At 68.8% G+C, this 16,882-nt stretch carries 18 protein-coding genes; 12 read left to right on the forward strand and 6 right to left on the reverse strand.

Annotated features, from left to right (window positions below):
* Positions 1–211 precede the first annotated feature (211 nt).
* On the forward strand, positions 212–607 hold the full coding sequence (locus VKQ35_RS12935) for a GxxExxY protein (protein ID WP_324362216.1): 396 nt from the start codon (positions 212–214) through the stop codon (positions 605–607).
* Between the two features lie 139 nt (positions 608–746).
* Here the strand turns inward: VKQ35_RS12935 and VKQ35_RS12940 are convergent, their stop codons facing one another.
* Entirely contained in the window at positions 747–953 is a 207-nt protein-coding gene (locus tag VKQ35_RS12940) for a cold-shock protein (RefSeq protein WP_299540401.1), read from the reverse strand.
* A gap of 280 nt (positions 954–1,233) precedes the next feature.
* Between VKQ35_RS12940 and VKQ35_RS12945 the strand changes: the two genes are divergently transcribed.
* The 3 genes from VKQ35_RS12945 to VKQ35_RS12955 all read left to right on the forward strand — a co-directional run bounded on the left by VKQ35_RS12945 (position 1,234) and on the right by VKQ35_RS12955 (position 2,852).
* Complete coding sequence (locus VKQ35_RS12945; RefSeq protein WP_324362220.1) at positions 1,234–1,458, forward strand: hypothetical protein; 225 nt, start codon at positions 1,234–1,236, stop codon at positions 1,456–1,458.
* Between the two features lie 120 nt (positions 1,459–1,578).
* Positions 1,579–2,133: a sigma-70 family RNA polymerase sigma factor gene (locus VKQ35_RS12950; RefSeq protein ID WP_324362222.1), complete on the forward strand. Its 555-nt coding sequence runs from the start codon at positions 1,579–1,581 to the stop codon at positions 2,131–2,133.
* Positions 2,130–2,852: an anti-sigma factor gene (locus tag VKQ35_RS12955; protein ID WP_324362224.1), complete on the forward strand. Its 723-nt coding sequence runs from the start codon at positions 2,130–2,132 to the stop codon at positions 2,850–2,852. The genes VKQ35_RS12950 and VKQ35_RS12955 overlap by 4 nt, the downstream gene beginning before the upstream one ends.
* On the opposite strand, the gene VKQ35_RS12960 is transcribed toward VKQ35_RS12955, so the two are convergent.
* On the reverse strand, positions 2,849–3,151 hold the full coding sequence (locus VKQ35_RS12960; protein WP_324362226.1) for a hypothetical protein: 303 nt from the start codon (positions 3,149–3,151) through the stop codon (positions 2,849–2,851). The genes VKQ35_RS12955 and VKQ35_RS12960 overlap by 4 nt on opposite strands.
* A gap of 101 nt (positions 3,152–3,252) precedes the next feature.
* Here VKQ35_RS12960 and VKQ35_RS12965 point away from each other — a divergent pair, with 101 nt between their 5' ends.
* Positions 3,253–3,648, forward strand: coding sequence for a GxxExxY protein (locus VKQ35_RS12965; protein WP_324362229.1), 396 nt, complete (start codon positions 3,253–3,255; stop codon positions 3,646–3,648).
* Positions 3,649–3,828: 180 nt separating this feature from the next.
* Here VKQ35_RS12965 and carA read toward each other — a convergent pair whose 3' ends face one another.
* The gene (gene carA / locus VKQ35_RS12970) at positions 3,829–4,998 is read right to left on the reverse strand and encodes a glutamine-hydrolyzing carbamoyl-phosphate synthase small subunit (protein ID WP_324362231.1); all 1,170 of its coding nucleotides are present in this window, start codon (positions 4,996–4,998) and stop codon (positions 3,829–3,831) included.
* A 119-nt stretch (positions 4,999–5,117) separates the two neighbouring features.
* Here carA and VKQ35_RS12975 point away from each other — a divergent pair, with 119 nt between their 5' ends.
* Positions 5,118–5,558 carry a DUF1330 domain-containing protein gene (locus VKQ35_RS12975; RefSeq protein ID WP_324362233.1) on the forward strand — a complete coding sequence of 147 codons (441 nt, stop codon included), beginning with the start codon at positions 5,118–5,120 and terminating at the stop codon, positions 5,556–5,558.
* Between the two features lie 61 nt (positions 5,559–5,619).
* The gene (locus VKQ35_RS12980; RefSeq protein ID WP_324362235.1) at positions 5,620–5,868 is read left to right on the forward strand and encodes a DUF1272 domain-containing protein; all 249 of its coding nucleotides are present in this window, start codon (positions 5,620–5,622) and stop codon (positions 5,866–5,868) included.
* On the opposite strand, the gene VKQ35_RS12985 is transcribed toward VKQ35_RS12980, so the two are convergent.
* Positions 5,865–6,971: a response regulator gene (locus VKQ35_RS12985; protein WP_324362237.1), complete on the reverse strand. Its 1,107-nt coding sequence runs from the start codon at positions 6,969–6,971 to the stop codon at positions 5,865–5,867. The two genes, VKQ35_RS12980 and VKQ35_RS12985, sit on opposite strands and share 4 nt — an antisense overlap.
* 178 nt (positions 6,972–7,149) lie before the next feature.
* Here VKQ35_RS12985 and VKQ35_RS12990 point away from each other — a divergent pair, with 178 nt between their 5' ends.
* A complete protein-coding gene (locus VKQ35_RS12990) occupies positions 7,150–7,845 on the forward strand; it encodes an HAD family hydrolase (protein ID WP_324362239.1) in 696 nt (231 codons plus the stop codon).
* A gap of 6 nt (positions 7,846–7,851) precedes the next feature.
* Here the strand turns inward: VKQ35_RS12990 and VKQ35_RS12995 are convergent, their stop codons facing one another.
* A complete protein-coding gene (locus VKQ35_RS12995) occupies positions 7,852–8,097 on the reverse strand; it encodes a hypothetical protein (protein WP_324362241.1) in 246 nt (81 codons plus the stop codon).
* Positions 8,098–8,278: 181 nt separating this feature from the next.
* Here VKQ35_RS12995 and dnaG point away from each other — a divergent pair, with 181 nt between their 5' ends.
* The 3 genes from dnaG (at position 8,279) to VKQ35_RS13010 (ending at position 14,053) form a co-directional block, all read left to right on the forward strand.
* Positions 8,279–10,183 carry a DNA primase gene (gene dnaG, locus VKQ35_RS13000; RefSeq protein ID WP_324362243.1) on the forward strand — a complete coding sequence of 635 codons (1,905 nt, stop codon included), beginning with the start codon at positions 8,279–8,281 and terminating at the stop codon, positions 10,181–10,183.
* Between the two features lie 209 nt (positions 10,184–10,392).
* A complete protein-coding gene (locus VKQ35_RS13005; protein WP_324362245.1) occupies positions 10,393–12,228 on the forward strand; it encodes a hybrid sensor histidine kinase/response regulator in 1,836 nt (611 codons plus the stop codon).
* A 1-nt stretch (position 12,229) separates the two neighbouring features.
* Entirely contained in the window at positions 12,230–14,053 is a 1,824-nt protein-coding gene (locus VKQ35_RS13010) for a hybrid sensor histidine kinase/response regulator (protein ID WP_324362248.1), read from the forward strand.
* On the opposite strand, the gene VKQ35_RS13015 is transcribed toward VKQ35_RS13010, so the two are convergent.
* Positions 13,992–14,654: a response regulator transcription factor gene (locus VKQ35_RS13015; RefSeq protein WP_324362254.1), complete on the reverse strand. Its 663-nt coding sequence runs from the start codon at positions 14,652–14,654 to the stop codon at positions 13,992–13,994. The genes VKQ35_RS13010 and VKQ35_RS13015 overlap by 62 nt on opposite strands.
* Positions 14,655–15,225: 571 nt before the next feature.
* Here VKQ35_RS13015 and rpoD point away from each other — a divergent pair.
* The coding region (rpoD, locus tag VKQ35_RS13020; protein WP_324362250.1) for an RNA polymerase sigma factor RpoD at positions 15,226–16,882 on the forward strand (1,657 nt) is incomplete at its 3' end.

Below are 16,882 nucleotides of genomic sequence, written 5' to 3' on the forward strand. Positions count from 1 at the left end.
CGCGAGGGCATGCGCGCTGTCCACGCGAGGCCCGGCCAAATCTGCAGGTTAAGCCGCCCGTTTAGAGACGGAGTCGTGGCCGCGCAACCCCGGTCGCGGTGCGGTCGTCGAGGACAAGAAAAGGAACCACGGAAAACACGGAAAGAGCACGGAGAGAAAGAAGATATGTTCCTATATTGTTCTTGTCGATGCGATGTCGTATGGTCGGGCTATGGACGATGGCGGGCGCATCGACGGCCTCCTCTATGAGAATGAGGCCTTTCAAATCCGCGGGGCGGCGTTTGAAGTCTATCGCGCCATGGGCGCGGGGTTCCTGGAGGCCGTCTATCAGGAGTGCCTCGAAGTCGAATTCGCCAATCGTGGCGTGCCCTTCGAGGCGCGCCGCCCACTGGCCCTGGCCTACAAGGGCCAGTTGCTTCAGCAGACCTATGTGGCGGACTTCTTCTGCTACGACCGGATTATCGTCGAATTGAAGTCAGTCCGAACAATCGCGCCCGAGCATCGGGCGCAAACCGTCAACTACCTCCGCGTTACGAACATGAAGCTGGGATTGCTCATCAATTTCGGCGCTTCGCCAAAGATCGAGATGGAGCGGTTCGTTCTCTGACCTCTTTCCGTGCTCTTTCCGTGTTTTCCGTGGTTCCTTCTTCCTTCCTTGGCGCGCGCCCAAACAAAATGGGCCGGCGCTGGAGCGCCGGCCCATCGGTTGTGACTTGGCGGGGGTTCAGCCCCGCAAATCTGTAGTCCTAGGCTTGCAGTTGGCCCGCGGCGGACTTGCCGCTGCGCGGATCCTTCTCGAGCTCGTAAGTGATCTTCTGGCCTTCGTTCAGGGAACGCAGGCCCGCACGCTCGACGGCGGAAATGTGCACGAACACGTCAGGACCGCCTTCATCCGGTTGGATGAAGCCGAAGCCCTTGGCGCCATTGAACCATTTGACGGTGCCGGTAGCCATGTAAATTCAAGTCCTTCGATAGGTGATCGCCGCCGGCCCAAAGCATTTGCGCCGACGATCAAAGTTCGAAAGGGGTCGGGAGGCAGGTCCGGCGCCCAGGTTAGCAGGCGGGGAAAGTCGGCCGAACCGCAACGAATTCGATGACGATCACCGTGGAGGATTTCCAAACGCGAGGCAAGACGGGCGAAAATTTTGCCGAAAGCTCGAAACCAATTGGCGGCTTAGCCATATAACATCAGGTGCGGCCCCGTTGCTCGCGGCCGCCGCGGAGACGCTTGCCATGACCCTCATCGAGAAGATTCCCACCCTGACCGATGTGGAAGTCGTCAATCTGCTCGCCAACGCGCAACGCCTGGCGCAGGGCGGGGACGAGCGTCAGCAGGCGGCCGCGGCGGAGCTTTTGCCGGCCCTGGAAGCCGCCGCCGCCGAGCGCCGCGACGCCCGTCTGGCCGCCGCCCAGGAGAAGCGCGCCGCCGCCCGCAAGCCGAAAAAGGCCGCCGCCTGACAGGGGCGCGAACGGGGGCGGATCGGTCCCCGCGGCGTCTCGTGGTTGTAAGAGGGTTGCCCCCGCGGCCCTGAGCGGGCAACGTTTGCGCCCAAGCTTGCGTGAGATCTGAGCCCTACCTTGGCCGTCGCGACCACTCCAGAAGACCTCGCCGCCCTGATGTCCCGCGTCGCCGCGGGGGAGCGCGCCGCCCTGCGACAACTTTACGAGGCCACCTCCGCGAAGCTTTTCGCCGTTTGCCTACGTATCTTGTCCGACCGCGAAGAATCCGAGGACGTATTGCAAGAGGTCTATGTCACAGTTTGGCGTCGCGCTGATCGCTTCGATGCGGCCCGTGCGAGCGTCATGACGTGGGTCTCCACGATTGCCCGTAACAGGGCGATTGACCGTCTGCGGGCTCGCGGTCCGATGGCCTACGCCGACCAGGTCGAGGATTTAGAGATCCCCGATGGCGGCGTGAGTGCTGAGGCGTTGCTGGTCACGGCCGGCGAGGAGGGGAGGCTGCACCAATGCCTGTCCGAACTCGACGACCGCACTGAAAAAGTGATCCGCACGGCCTTCTTCGAGGGTGTGACTTATGAGGCGTTGGCCCGCCGAATGGACACACCGTTAGGAACAGTAAAAAGCTGGGTGCGTCGGGGCCTGGCTAAGCTTAAGGGGTGCCTGTCGCAATGAGCGAAGCGCCTGAACTGACCGAAACCGAAGCCTTCGCCGCCGAGCATGCCCTGGGCATCCTCGGTTCGGACGAACGGAGGCAGGCGGAAACGCGGATGGCGAGCGAGCCGGTGTTCGCAGCCCAGGTGGAAGCCTGGCGCGAGCGGCTGGCTCCGATGGCCGAGGCCATGACCGAGGTCCCGGCGCCTCACGCCCTGTGGCTCAGGATCGAACGATCCCTGGGCGCCAACGACAATACGGTGATCGAGCGGGGTCTGCGCTTCTGGCGCGGCGCCACAGCGGGTTCGCTGACGTTGGCCGCGGCCAGCATCGCGGCGGCCGTCATGCTGGGCAACCGCCCGCCGGTGACGCTCACCCCGCCGCCGCCCGGGCAATTGCTCGACGCCAGCCTGGTCAGCCAGTCCGGCGCGCCGGTGCCGCTGTTCGTCGCCGCCTACGACCCGTCGCGCAAGGCGCTGATCGTCACCTCGCTGGTGACGCCGAACAACGATCCGGCGCACGTGCACGAACTGTGGGTGATCCCGGCCGACGGCAAGCCCCGGCCGCTGGGCATCCTGCAGCCCGGCAAGACGGTCGCCATGCCGATGTCGGACAAGCTCCTGCCCTCGCTGGCCGCCGGCTCGGCGCTCGCCGTCTCCATCGAACCGCCCGGCGGCTCGCCGAAGGTCGACGTGCCGACCGGCCCGATCACCGCCGTCGGCAAACTCGCCAAGATCTAGCGGGCTGAGGGCTCGCCGACCGCGGCGTGGCGGCGGTGGTGATGACGCGCGTGCGCGATCGAGGCGCTTGAACCAGAGGCGTGGTTGACCGGCGACATGCCGGGGTAGCCCTCGGGATGGGTCCCGTTCTGGTCGGTGACGATGGTCGATGAGCCGTTGGAGGCCGTCGTGCCGGTGTGCATCGAGTTCTGCTCGCCGGGCGTCGGGCCCACGGTCGACGACTTGAAGGGCGGCTGCGCCAGGGCCGGCGCCGCGCTCAGCAGCGCGACGGCCGCGGCAGGAACCAAAAATCGCAACATGATCAATCTCCGAACAATGTTCGGAACCTAACGGCGCATCGTCAAACAGGTTGCGATGTTCATGTATTGTTCCCATTGGCATCCTGGTGTAGCTTGGCCCCATGACCGATGTCCGGCCCGATCCCCCGCTCCTTTTCGCCTCTGAAACCTATCGGATTCACGGCGCGGTCTTCGAGGTCAACCGTGTGATGGGCCGCGGCTTCCTGGAGGCCGTCTATCAGGAATGCTTGGCGCTCGAATTCGCGGCCCGGGAGATTCCATTTCGGCAGATGCCGAGCGTCGCGCTATCCTACAAGGGGACGGCCCTTGCGCAGACCTACGTGCCGGACTTCGTTTGCTTCGACAGGATCATCGTGGAGCTGAAGGCGGCTCGGGAGATTGCACCGGCCCACCGGGCGCAGGTTCTCAACTACCTGCGCGCCACGGGAATGGCGGTAGGCCTGCTGGTGAATTTCGGGGGCGCCTCTCGCGCCACGGTCGAGCGGCTGGTCCTCTAGGAGTCAACCACGGACGGACACAGACGCACACGGACGCGCCCTGCCGCTTGAAGGGCCGAAGGCCATCTACCGATAGGCTCTGCTTGAGATCAGAAAGCGAGCTGCGCTCGCGACAGCCAAGGCGCGTCCGTGTGCGTCTGTGTCCGTCTGTGGTTGAAAAAACCTTTAGCGCGCCGCCAGCTACTTCGCCGCGTCCATCAGGCCGGCGAAGCGCTGGAACAGGTAGAGGCTGTCCGTCGGGCCGGGCGAGGCTTCGGGGTGGTGCTGCACGGAGAACACCGGACGGTCCTTCAATGCGATGCCGGCGTTGGTGCCGTCGAAGAGCGAGACGTGGGTCTCCACCACCGGCTCGGGCAGGGTGGCGCGGTCGACGGTGAAGCCGTGGTTCATGGAGACGATCTCCACCTTGCCGGTGGTCAGGTCCTTCACCGGATGGTTCGCGCCGTGATGGCCCTGTTCCATCTTGATGGTCTGGGCGCCCACCGCGATCGACAGCATCTGGTGGCCCAGGCAGATGCCGAACACCGGCGTGCCGGAGTCGATCAGCTTCCGGATCTCCGGCACGGCGTATTCGCCGGTCGCCGCCGGGTCGCCCGGGCCGTTGGAGAGCAGGACGCCATCGGGCTTGCGGGCCAGGATGTCTTCGGCGCTGGTCGAGGCGGGCACCACGGTGGCGCGTGCGCCCACGCTGGTCAGCGCCCGCAGGATGTTGCGCTTGACGCCATAGTCGACGACCACGACCTCGTATTTCGGTTCGGGTGCAGGCTTGGCGTAGCCCTCCGGCCAGGACCACAGCCCCTCGTCGAACACGAACGGCTGCAGGCAGGAGGCGTCCTTGGCCAGGTCCAGGCCCTCCAGCCCGCTCCAGGCCTTGGCCTGCGCGGTCAGGGCCTCCAGGTCGAAGACGCCGTCCGGCGAGTGGGCGATGACCGCGTGCGGCATGCCGTGTTCGCGGATCGACCGCGTGAGCGCGCGGGTGTCGACGCCGGCCAGGCCGACCACGCCGCGCCGCGCCATCCAGGTCGCAAGGTCCGCGTCGGCGCGCCAGTTGGCGGGCGGCGTCGGCAGGTCGCGGAAGATCGCGCCCCGGGCCGCCGTGGTCGCCGAGCCGCTCATCTGCTCCAGGTCCTCGGCGGTGGTCCCGGTGTTGCCCACGTGCGGGAAGGTGAAGGCGACGATCTGGGCCATGTAGGAGGGGTCGGTCAGGATCTCCTGGTAGCCGGTCATGGCGGTGTTGAAGCAGACCTCGCCGACCGCGGCGCCGACCGCGCCGACGCCGTAGCCTTGCAGGATCGTCCCGTCGGCCAGGGCGAGCACGCCGGTGCATCCGGGCAGCAGATCGCGGCTCATGAGGTTAGGGTCCTTCTGGCGGGCAAACGGGCGCGTTGGTAGTGAGTCCCGCAAGGCGGGTCAATGCGCGCTCATATGGCATGCGCGGGCCGGCCACATAACCCCAGGGAGGACTTCCTTTGAGCCAGGGCTACATCGATCCCGACCGCGCCGCCTGGGACATCTTCAAGGGCCTGCCGCGCGACCAGCCGATCCACATGCTGAACCTGATCCGCCTGCGCGAGACCGCGGCCTATCCGGAAGGCCATCCCAGCCACGGCAAGGCCATCAGCGGGCTGGACGCCTACCGCGAATATGGCCGCACCATCGCCCCGCACCTGGCCCGGCTTAAGAGCCGGCAGGTCTGGGCGGGGGAGCCGCAGGTGATGGTCACCGGGCCGGCCGCCGAGGCGTGGGACCTGGCCTTCATCGTCGAATATCCCGGCTCGCAGGCCTTCATCGACATGGTCCGTGACCCGGACTATCGCGAGAACGTCGTGCCGCACCGCACGGCGGCGGTGGCGGACTCGCGCCTGCTGCGCCTCAAGCCGCTCGATCCGGACGCCAAGCTGGGACATTGAGGGCCCAAAACGAGGGAAGCTCGTCCTTTCGGCGAGGCCGCCGGGCGATCAGGATGACGCCATGCTGATCCTCAAGCCCAACTGCGAATGCTGCGACCGCGATCTGGCCCCCGACAGCGCCGACGCGCGCATCTGCACCTTCGAATGCACCTTCTGCGCGGATTGCGCCGAGACGCGGCTTGGCGGCGCCTGCCCCAACTGCGGCGGGAATTTCACGCCGCGCCCCATCCGCCCGGCGGCGCTCCTCGCCAGGCACCCGCCCTCCACGGAGCGCGTGGTCGGCCAGCACGCGGCCTGCGCGGCGGCCTAAGCGGCGCGGGCGCTGCCGAGGGCGGCCACCAGGGCGTCGGCCTGGATCGGCTTGCCGATATGGTCGTCGGCCCCGGCCGCGGCGCTTTCCCGCAGGTCCTGAGGCGAGGTGTTGGCCGAGAGCACGATCACCGGCGTTCGCGGCCGCCCGGAGCCGGCCTCGGCTTCGCGGATCGCCCGGATGGCGGAAAGGCCGTCCATCACCGGCATCCGCAGGTCCATCAGCACCACGTCGTAGGCGCCCGACCGCCACGCCTCCAGCGCCTGGGCGCCGTCCTCGACGCAGGTTGGCCGTGCGCCGGCGGCGGTCAGCATCAGTTCGATCACCTTGCGGTTGGTCGGGTTGTCATCGGCCACCAGCACCCGCAACTGCGCCGTGCCGCTCCCGCTGTTCAGGGCAGGGGCCTCCTTCGCCTGGCTGGCCTCGCCATAGTCGAGCAGGCCGTGCACCAGCCGCTCCAGTTCCGCCGCTGAGGCGCGGATGTCGCCGACCAGCGCCTGCTGGGCCGCATCCAGCGTTGTGCCCTCCAGCGCCTGCGCCAGCCCCGAGACCCCGTTCAGCGGCGTGCGCAGCGCGTGGCTCATGTCGGACAGGAACTCACTCTTGGCGCGGTTGGCGGCCTCCGCGCGCGCCAAGGCCTGGGCCAAGGCCTCGGCCTGCCCCTTCATATCGGTGATATCGACGCGCAGGCCGATGGAACCGCCCTCGGAGGTTCTGCGGTCCTCGATCATCAGCCAGCGGCCGTCGGCCAGCTTCTGCTCATGGCGCTCGCCGGCGCCGGCCAGGAGCATGGCTTCCCGCTCGGCGAGCCACGCCTCCTCGCGGCCGATCGCGGCGGGATAATCGCCCCGCCTGACGCCCTCGCGCAGGGTGTCGATCAGCCGCGCGCCCGGCCGGAACAGGTCGGCGGAGCGGTGATAGATCTCCGCATAGCGCCGGTTCCACAGGATGTAGCGGCCCTCCGCGTCCAGGAAGACCACGCCCTCGGGGATCGCCTCGATGGCGTCGTGCAGCCGGTCGCGGGCGATCTTGGCCTCGGCGTCGGCGGCGCTGACCGCGCCGCGCGCCAGCCGCTCCAGAACTCGACGCCAGAGACTCGCCACAGGCGCTCCCGCTATCCCACCCCGACTCACGGCTTCGCATTTTCCACGGGCCGGCGATTTCGCGGTTAAGGCGCAGGGGTCCGCTCGTGGCGCCTGCCCAGGCGCCGCCGGATTGGGCGCCGGGCCTCAGGAATGGGCAGGCTTCGAACGAACGCCGGGCGCTGCTATGAGCCCGCACATGCGTATCACCACGGTCGGCCTCGATGCCGACGACACCCTTTGGCACAACGAGACGATCTTCCGGCTGACCCAGGACCGTTTCCGGGCCTTGATGGCGGAGGTCGCCGAGCCCGCGGTGCTCGATGAGCGGCTGGCGGCGGTGGAGCGGCGCAACCTCGCCCTCTACGGCTACGGCGTGAAGGGCTTCACCCTCTCGCTGATCGAGACGGCCATGGAGCTGACCGGCGGCGATCCGCCCGGCCGGATCATCGCCGACATCCTGGCCGCCGGGCGCGAGATGCTGGCCCACCCGGTCGAGACCCTGCCGGGCGTCGACCAGGCCCTGGCCGAGCTGTCGCAAGCCTGGCGGCTGGTGCTGATCACCAAGGGCGACCTGCTGCACCAGGAGCAGAAGCTCGCCGCCTCGGGCCTGGGCGACCTCTTCGCCGCCGTCGAGATCGTCAGCGAGAAGGACGCCGCCACCTACGAGCGCGTCTTCGCCCGCCATGGCGCCGGCGCGGAGCAGGCGGCCATGTGCGGCAATTCCATCCGTTCCGACATCCTGCCGGCGCTGCAGGCCGGCGCCTTCGCCGCCCACATCCCCTATCCGCTCACCTGGGCCCACGAGATGGCCGATGCCCCCACCGGCCATCCGCGCTTCGCCGAACTCAAGTCGATTTCCGAGCTGCCGGGATGGGTCGCCGGACTGAGCTGACCTTCGCTAGCGCTTGGCGGGCCCCGCCAGCGCGCGCTTCAGCTGGCCGCCCCAGCGGCGCGCGGCGGCGAGTAGCGAGGTCGCCCAGACGACGAAGAAGATCGCCACCCAGAAGATTTCCTTGGCCGGCGCATAGCTCGACTGCGCGTCGTCAGGCGTGCGGCCGCCCAGAATCCGGCTGACACCGAAATATTCGAGCGCGCCGATGGCGCCGAGCGTCACCAGAACAGCGCCCGCGAGACGGAGCCACATGAGCAAGCGCTCATCCCCCAGATCACAACGCGACAGAAGGCCGTAACATCGGCCTTGAGGGGCCTTGGGTCAATTGCCGGACCAAGATTGCGACGGTTTCCCGACGTCGCCCACAGCCATCGGCGTTCGCTCCACAGGCGCGCCTTGCGCCCACGGCTCGCAGGTCCCTTATGATCGCGCCGTGCGCTTCGACGAAAGATTCCTCGACGAGATCAAGTCTCGCCTTCGCCCCTCCGACGTGATCGGCAAGACGGTGAAGCTGCGCCGGCAGGGGCGCGAATATGTTGGCCTCTCGCCCTTCACCAAGGAGAAGACGCCCTCCTTCTACGTCAACGACGACAAGGGCCAGTTCTTCGATTTCAGCTCCGGCAAGACCGGCGACATCATCTCCTTCCTGCAGGAGGCCGAGCGGCTGACCTTCGTGGAAGCGGTGGAGCGGCTGGCCGCCGAGGCCGGCGTGCCGCTGCCCGCCGTCGACCCGCGCGCCGTGGAGCAGGAAAAGGTCCGCCAGGGGCTCTCCGAATGGCTGGAGCTGGCCGCCCAGTGGTTCGAAGCGGAGCTCCGCCGCCCCGCCGGGCGCGAGGCCCGCGCCTATCTGGAGCGGCGCGGCCTGCCGGAGAAGGATTGGGCGCGCTTCCGCCTGGGCTTCTCGCCGCCGGGCCGCACCGCGCTCAAGGACTATCTGGTCGCCAAGGGCGCGCGCCCGGGCGAACTGGTCGAGACGGGCCTGCTGATCGCGCCGGAGGAGGGCGGCGCCCCCTACGACCGCTTCCGCGACCGGATCATCTTCCCGATCGGCGACGCGCGCGGCCGCATCGTCTCCTTCGGTGGCCGGGCCATGGACCCCCAGGCCCGCGCCAAATATCTGAACGGCCCGGAGACATCTGTCTTCCACAAGGGCCATCAGCTCTATGGCCTGGCGGAGGCGCGCAAGATCATCGCCGCGGCGCCGGCGGACGAGGTCACGCCGCTCGTGGTGGTCGAGGGCTACATGGACGTGATCGCCTGTCAGCGCGCGGGCGTGGCCGCGGTCGCCGCCATGGGCACCGCGCTCGGCGAAGACCAGATGGACGTGCTGTGGCGCCACCATCCCGAGCCGACCATCTGCCTGGACAGCGACCGGGCCGGCCGGCAGGCCGCGAACCGGCTGCTCGACCGCGCGCTGCCGCTGCTGAAGCCCGGGCGCAGTTTCCAGTTCGTGCTGATCGACAGCGGCAAGGACCCCGACGAGGTGCTGCGCGAGCAGGGGGCCGCAGCGCTGAAGACCCAGCTTTCCCAGACCACGCCCTTCGCCCAGGCCCTGTTCGCCCGCGAATTCGAGGACGCCCAGCCGCTGGACACGCCCGAGCGGCGCACCTCGCTGAAGGCCCGCCTGCGCAAGCTCGCCGCCACCATCGCCGACGCCGACCTGGCCCAGGCCTACAAGGAGGACCTGCTCAGCCGCTACGAGCAGCTCTGGCCGACCCATCAGCCAGTGTTCACCGTCGGCGCGGCGGCCCGCGAGATGTCGCGCCGCCGCTGGGACAAGGACCGGTCCGGCGTCTCGCAGGGGCCCTCGACGCCACAGGCCAAGGACGCCAGCCGCCGCCTGCGGGTCTCGCCCAAGCCGCTCGCCGCCGCGCTCGCGCTCGCCGCCGTGCGCGACCCCGGCGTGATCGACGAGAAGATCGAGCTGGTCGGCGCCCGCGGCTTCGGCGACGAGAAGCTGGACGGCCTCGCCCACGAACTGGTGCGCCTGCGCTACGAGGCCGACGGCCTGGAGTTCGACGCCGCCCTGCAGACCCGCGGCTTCGATCCGGCCATGCTGACCCTCCTGGAACAGGACGCCCGCCGCGCCGGCGTCAGCGCCCCCTTCCTGGCCGAAAGCGGCGAGCGCGCCCGCGACCTCTGGCGCCAGGCCTTCGACCTGCTGATGCAGCTGGAGAGCCTGGAGCGCGCCGTCGAGGCCGCCGCCCGCGACCTCGACCGCGACCGCGACTCCTCGACCCTCAACAGCCTGAAGACCGAGCGCGACCACCTGCGCAAGCTCTTGAACAGCGACTGGTCCCACCCCGAGGACGCCGAGGCCCCCGTTCTGCCGCATTGAGGCCCGCCGCACCGACTTCGCACCAGGCGCGAAGGTCTTAGGACTTTGGTCCAATACCGCGCCGCGGCCCCGCCTGATAAATGGACAGCGTATAGCGGCCGCCGTTGGGACGGCTGCGCCCATGCGCCAGCTCTTGGCCATGGCGGCTTAGGGGAAAGTCCGCGAATATGCCTCCCGGAAGGTTCGGCTTGGCCGTGGGGAGGCCGTCCATGGCGGACGCGGCGACATCGGTCGATCTGCAGGCGCTCCGCGAAAAGGGCGCGCTGCGCGACGCGGTGCGCGCCGAGCAGGTGCGCCTGATCTACGCCGACGGTGGCGTGTCGCTGGTCAACACTCTGGTGATCAGCGGGATGCTGGCGGCCCTGCTGGTCTACGAAAAGACCCTGAGCCTGACGGCGGCGGTCGTCTGGATGGCCTTCATGACGCTGCACACCGCCGCGCGGCTCTACGCCGTCATGGCGTACCGGCGGACGAAGCCCGCGGTCTCGGCGTGGCGGCCGTGGGCGCGCGCCTTTGTGGCCGGAACCGCCGCGGGCGGCGTGACCTGGGGCGTAGGTCTCTTCTGGCTGTTGGCGCCGGGGCGCCTCGACCTCCAGGCCCTGGTGCTGGCGATGTTCGTGGTCGGGACCTACGGCCTGATCGGCTCGTCCGGCGCCTATCTGCCGGCCTTTTCCACCTTCTTCATCCCGATCGTGCCGGCGGTGCTGTGGTTCGTGCTGCAAGGCGACGCCCTGCACCTGACCTTCGCGCTGGTGATGGTGCTCTGGACGCCGAGCGTGGCCCTGCTCGGCCGCCGCTACAACGCCAACCTCACCGAGGCCTTGGAGCTCCGCTTCGAGAACGCCGCGCTCGCCGACAGCCTGCGCGCCCAGAAGCATGTGGCCGAGCAGAACAACCTCGCCAAGTCGCGGTTCCTGGCCGCGGCCAGCCACGACCTGCGCCAGCCGGTGCACGCGCTGGGGATGTTCGTGGGCGCGCTGCGCAGTCACGACCTCGCGCCCAAGTCCGCCGAGCTCGCCGAACACATGGACGCCTCCATCGCCAGCCTCGACGGCCTGTTCACCGCCCTCCTGGACGTCTCGCGCCTGGACGCCGGCGTGATCGAGAGCCGGCCGGTGACGCTGGAGCTCAGCCCGCTCTTCGCGCGCATCCGCCGCGACCTGACCGCCGAAGCCGAAGCCAAGGGCGTGCGGCTGATCTTTGCGCCCACCACGGTCTCGCTGCGCAGCGACCCGGTGCTGCTGGAGCGGGTGATGCGCAATCTGGTGGGCAACGCCGTGCGCTACACCGACGCCGGAACCGTGCTGGTCGGCTGCCGGCGCCTTGCGAAAGAGGGGGGCGGCAAGACGCTGAGCCTGGAGGTCTGGGACACCGGCCGCGGCATCGCGCCGGAACAGCGGGAGGTGATCTTCGAGGAGTTCTATCAGGTGGCCGGCAAGACCAGCGACGGCGGCGAGGGGCTGGGGCTCGGCCTGGCCATCGTGCGGCGCCTGACGGGCTTGTTGGAGCATCCGATGACGTTGTGGAGCGAGCCCGGCGTCGGCTCGGTGTTCCGCGTGCAGGTCCCGCGCGTCGCGACGCCGAGGCGCGTCGGCGCCGAGCTGGCGCCCGCCACGCCGCCGGCCGATCCCGCCTCGGCCCTGATCCTGGCCATCGACGACGAGGCGGTGGTGCGCACCGCCATGGCCGAGCTGCTCTCCAGCTGGGGCCACCGAGTGATCCCGGCGGCGGGCGCGGACGCGGCGCTGGCAGCGCTGAAGGGCGGGCCCCAAACCGGCATCATCGTGCCGGACCTCATCGTCTGCGACTTCCGCCTCGGCCAGGGCCAGACGGGCTTACAGGCCATCGCACGCCTGCAGGCGGCCTGCGGAGTGCGCATCCCGGCGATCCTGCTCACCGGCGAGACCGCGCCGGAGAAGCTGCGCGAGGCGCAGGGCGGCGGTTATCCCCTGCTGCACAAGCCGCTGGCGCCCGGCCGCCTGCGCGCGGCGGTGACCCTGCAGCTGCGCCGTCTGGGCGGCGCCTCGGCCGTGGCGGCCGAATGAGGTGTCCCGCCCGATGGTGATCCGGGCCGAAACCGCCGCCTCGCCGCAGATCGAGGCCGTCCGCGCCGAGCAGGTGCGGCTGCTCTACGCCACCGCGCTGGGCATGTACGCGACCTTCCTGGCCGGCGTCGCGATCGCCGCGCTGTTCGTCTACCAGGGGGTGATGCGGCCCTGGGTCGCCGCGGTCTGGCTGGGGGTCATGGTGGCCCACATCTCGATCCGGCTGATCATTCGCCGGTCCTTCCAGAGCTCACCGACGGCGGCGTCCAACTGGCGGGCCTGGGCCAACCGTTTCACCGCCGGCGCGGCCGTGGCGGGGATCACCTGGGGCATCGGCGGAATCCTGATCATGCCGCCGGCGCGCTTCGACCTGCAGATGCTGCTGATCCTGACGGTCACCTCGATCGTCTATGCGACGCTCTCGGCCTTCGCGAGCTGGTTCCCGGCGTTTTTCGCCTTCGAGGTGACCTCCATCGCGCCCATCGGCGTCTGGTGCGCCCTGCAGGGGGACGCGACCCACCTGGCGGTCGCCGCCTGCTGCGTCATCTGGTTGCCCGCCGTCTCGATCCTGGCGCGGCGGCACGAACGCACGCTGGCCCGATCGCTGACGCTGCAGCTGGAGAACGCCGCGCTGGCCGACGACCTGCGGGCCCAGAAGGTCATGGTCGAGCAGGCGAGCCTGGCCAAGTCGCGGTTCCTGGCCACCGCCAGCCACGACCTGCGCCAGCCGGTGCATGCGCTGGGCATGTTCATCGGCGCGCTGCGCAGCCACAGCCTGCCGCCGCGCTCGGTCACCCTGATCGACCATATCGACGCCTCGGTGGGCTCGCTGGACAGCCTGTTCACTTCGCTCTTGGACATCTCGAAGCTCGACGCCGGCGTGGTCGAGGGCCATCCGGTGCATGTGCCGGTCGAGCCGCTGCTCGCCCGCATCTGCCGCGACCTGGAAGGCGAGGCGGCGGCCAAGCACGTCGGCCTGACGCTCGTGCCGACGTCGCTCGCGGTGCGCAGCGACCCGATCCTGCTGGAGCGCATCCTGCGCAACCTGATCGGCAATGCGGTGCGCTACACCCAGACGGGCCGCGTGGTGATCGGCGTGCGCCGGCTGGGATCGCGGCGGGTCAGCCTGGAGGTCTGGGACACCGGGCCCGGCATCGCCGAGGATCAGCGCGAGGCGGTGTTCGAGGAGTTCTACCAACTCTCCAATCCGGACCGCGACCGGACCAAGGGTCTGGGGCTGGGCCTAGCCATCGTGCGGCGGCTGAGCGAGATCCTGGGGCACCGGCTGGCCTTCGACAGCCGGCCGGGGCACGGCTCGGTGTTCCGCCTGATCGCCGAGCGCGCCGATCCGGGGGAGGCCGCGCCGGCGCCGGCCGAACCGATCGCGCTCGCCGACCCCAGGCCCGGCCTGATCCTGGCCATCGACGACGAGGCCGCGATCCGCACCGCCATGGCCGAACTGCTGCGCAGCTGGGGCCACGAGGTGGTGGCCGCGGCCGGCGGCGAAGAAGCGCTCAGGGCGCTCAACGCCCTGAACCCTGAAGGTGGCGGGGCCCGACCAGACCTGATCATCTGCGACTACCGCCTGCAGGGCGGCGAGGACGGGGTGGCGGTGATCCGCCGGCTGGCGGCGGCGCTCGGCGCCGAGACCCCGGCGATCCTCTTGACCGGCGACACCGCCGCCGACCGCATCCGCGAGGCCCAGGCCAGCGGCTATCCCCTGCTGCACAAGCCGCTGGCGCACGCGCGGCTGCGCGCCACGGTCACCAGTCTTCTGCGTCAGTCCCACCCGCCTGCGGGGACGCCGGGACCGGTCGAGGCGTGATCCGCGCCTCCTGCGCCGCGGCGGCGGCCTGGGTGCGGCTGCTGACGCCCAAGGTGCGGAAGATCGCGCTGACGTGCGCCTTCACGGTCTTTTCGGAGAGGCCGAACATCTGGCCTATGTCGCGGTTGGAGCCGCCGCCGGCGATCGCCGCGAGGATTTCGGTCTGCCTGGGCGTCAGCGCCGACGCCTTGGCCGAGGCATGGTCCTCGCCCGCCTCCAGCATTAGCGGCGGCACATAGATCGCGCCGGACAGCACCAGCCGGATCGCCGAGAGCAGGGTGTCGGGGCTCGCCGACTTGGGCACATAGCCCAGCGCCCCCAGTTCCAGCGCCCGGCGCACATCGCCCGGCTCCTCGGAGGCGGAGACGATGATAATCGGCACGCTGGGGCTCTGCTGCCCAAAGGCGGTGATGGCGCCCAGGCCCTCGCTGTCCGGCAGCTTCAGGTCGAGCAGTACGGCGTCGAGGTCGGGATGGGCCGCCAGCAGGGCCAGGCCCTGCGCCTGGTCGGCGGCGTGCAGCACCTCGCGCGCCGCGCCGCTGTCGATCAACAGGGCGGCCAAACCCTGGCGGAGGACCGCGTGATCGTCGACCACCAGCATCTTCACCGCGACTCACTCCTCCCGATCCGCCCGGCGCATCCCGCGCGGAGAGTCATTCGCAACTTTCGGCCTGCGACAAATTGACCTTTAAGATTCAGACACTTAATCGTCGGTGTACTGGTGATGGATTTCCGCCGCTCTCGCCAGCCGCGCGCGTACCTTGACACAGACGGCCATCGACGCCATCTGGCCCCTTGCGGATTTAGCGCACTGTTGACAGGCATCGATCGGGCCGCCGCGATTTTTCGGGCGCGCCCCTCGCAAAGATCAGAGATGCCTCCCTCGATGTGCGGTGATCCCAGTGGTCGCGCCGTTTCGCCGGCAACCTGCCGGCGGCCCTGGACGACACCGCGCCAGCCGTGAAGGGGAACCTTCGCGGTCGATAGGCTATGGCGGCGGTGTTCAGAGCTTGGAAACGCAACGCGACGCACTGGAAGCACACGATTCAGAACGGGAACGATTTGGATGGCCGGCGGGTCCTAGGACCGCGGCCGCTCATCCGTCCGACCGCCGGTAACCATTTTCGGCCCAAGCCTTGCATGTGGTTTGTACGCCGATCTCGGAGATTTAGATGAGCACCACCACCGCCGAAGCCGAAACGCCAGAAACCACCAGTGGCGACGGTCCGCTGCTCGATCTGACGGACGCCGCGGTCAAGAAGTTCATCAAGCAGGCCAAGGCCCGCGGCTACGTCACCATGGACGAGCTGAACAAGGTCCTGCCCTCGGAGGAAGTCACCTCCGAAGCCATCGAAGACACCCTGGCGATGCTCAGCGAAATGGGCGTCAACGTCGTCGAGGCGGAAGAGGACGCCGAGGGCGGCGGCGAGGTCGCGGTCCGCGAGGAGTCCGCCGTCGTCGAGACCGCCAAGGAAGCCGCCTACGACCGCACCGACGACCCGGTGCGCATGTACCTGCGTGAAATGGGCTCGGTGGAGCTCTTGTCGCGCGAAGGCGAAATCGCCATCGCCAAGCGCATCGAGGCCGGCCGCGACACCATGATCCGCGGCCTCTGCGAAAGCGCGCTGACCTTCGAAGCGATCATGGTCTGGCGCGAGGAACTGGGTAGCGGCCGCATCCTGCTGCGCGAAGTCATCGACCTCGAACAGACCTACGGCGGCGTCAACGCCGCGGCCGCCGAAGAGCTGGCCGCCAGCGCCCCGCCGGCCGAGGCCGAGGCGGAGGAATCCGAACCCGAGCTCAACGCCGACGGCGAGGCGATCCCCAAGGGCGACGACGACGACGACTTCGACGACGGCGCCGGCCCGACCATCAGCGCCATGGAAGGCGAGCTGCGCGAAGGCGTGATGATCACGCTGGACGCCATCGCGTCCGAATTCGAGAGCTTCCGCCTGTTGCAGGAAAAGCTGGTCGGCCAACGGCTGAAGGGCGAGGACCTCTCGGAGAAGGACCGCGCGGCCTATGTCGCCGCCAGCGGCGCCATCGTCCTGCACCTCAAGACGCTGAAGCTGAACAACAACCGGATCGAGGCGCTGGTCGAACAGCTCTATGCGATCAACAAGCGCCTGATGGGCCTGGAGGGGCGCCTGCTGCGGCTGGCCGACAGCTATGGCATCAGCCGCGGCGAGTTCCTGAAGGCCTATTTCGGCTCCGAACTGCTCCCGTCCTGGACCGATCAGGTCAAGTCGCTGGGCGTCCGCTGGACCAAGTTCGCCGAGAACGACAACGGCCAGATCACCGACATCCGCAACGAGATCGCGGCGCTGGCCACCGAGACCGGCGTGCCGATCGACGACTACCGCCGGATCGTCCAGACTGTTCAGAAGGGCGAACGCGAGGCCCGCCAGGCCAAGAAGGAGATGGTCGAGGCCAACCTGCGCCTGGTGATCTCCATCGCCAAGAAATACACCAACCGCGGTCTGCAGTTCCTCGACCTGATCCAGGAGGGCAACATCGGCCTGATGAAGGCGGTGGACAAGTTCGAGTATCGGCGCGGCTACAAGTTCTCGACCTATGCCACCTGGTGGATCCGGCAGGCGATCACCCGCTCCATCGCCGACCAGGCGCGCACCATCCGCATCCCGGTCCACATGATCGAGACCTTGAACAAGGTCATGCAGGTGCAGAAACAACTCCTGCAGGAATACGGCCACGAGCCCACGCCCGATGAAGTCGCCGACGAGATGAACCTCCCGGTTGAGCGCGTGCAGCAGATCATGAAGATGGCGCAGCAGCCGATCTCGCTCCAGTCGCCCGTCGGCGACGGCG

The sequence above is a fragment of the Phenylobacterium sp. genome (assembly GCF_035309685.1).
Classification (GTDB): Bacteria; Pseudomonadota; Alphaproteobacteria; order Caulobacterales; family Caulobacteraceae; genus Phenylobacterium.

Bases quoted from the DNA above. Each gene is read 5' to 3' on its own strand.
- VKQ35_RS12955 (WP_324362224.1), top strand. From the start codon at position 2,130: ATGAGCGAAGCGCCTGAACTGACCGAAACCGAAGCCTTCGCCGCCGAG.
- VKQ35_RS12945 (WP_324362220.1), top strand. From the start codon at position 1,234: ATGACCCTCATCGAGAAGATTCCCACCCTGACCGATGTGGAAGTCGTC.
- VKQ35_RS12940 (WP_299540401.1), bottom strand. From the start codon at position 953: ATGGCTACCGGCACCGTCAAATGGTTCAATGGCGCCAAGGGCTTCGGC.
- VKQ35_RS12980 (WP_324362235.1), top strand. From the start codon at position 5,620: ATGCTGATCCTCAAGCCCAACTGCGAATGCTGCGACCGCGATCTGGCC.
- VKQ35_RS13015 (WP_324362254.1), bottom strand. From the start codon at position 14,654: ATGCTGGTGGTCGACGATCACGCGGTCCTCCGCCAGGGTTTGGCCGCC.
- VKQ35_RS12995 (WP_324362241.1), bottom strand. From the start codon at position 8,097: ATGTGGCTCCGTCTCGCGGGCGCTGTTCTGGTGACGCTCGGCGCCATC.
- VKQ35_RS12935 (WP_324362216.1), top strand. From the start codon at position 212: ATGGACGATGGCGGGCGCATCGACGGCCTCCTCTATGAGAATGAGGCC.
- VKQ35_RS12965 (WP_324362229.1), top strand. From the start codon at position 3,253: ATGACCGATGTCCGGCCCGATCCCCCGCTCCTTTTCGCCTCTGAAACC.
- VKQ35_RS12960 (WP_324362226.1), bottom strand. From the start codon at position 3,151: ATGTTGCGATTTTTGGTTCCTGCCGCGGCCGTCGCGCTGCTGAGCGCG.
- VKQ35_RS12990 (WP_324362239.1), top strand. From the start codon at position 7,150: ATGCGTATCACCACGGTCGGCCTCGATGCCGACGACACCCTTTGGCAC.
- carA (WP_324362231.1), bottom strand. From the start codon at position 4,998: ATGAGCCGCGATCTGCTGCCCGGATGCACCGGCGTGCTCGCCCTGGCC.
- VKQ35_RS13005 (WP_324362245.1), top strand. From the start codon at position 10,393: ATGGCGGACGCGGCGACATCGGTCGATCTGCAGGCGCTCCGCGAAAAG.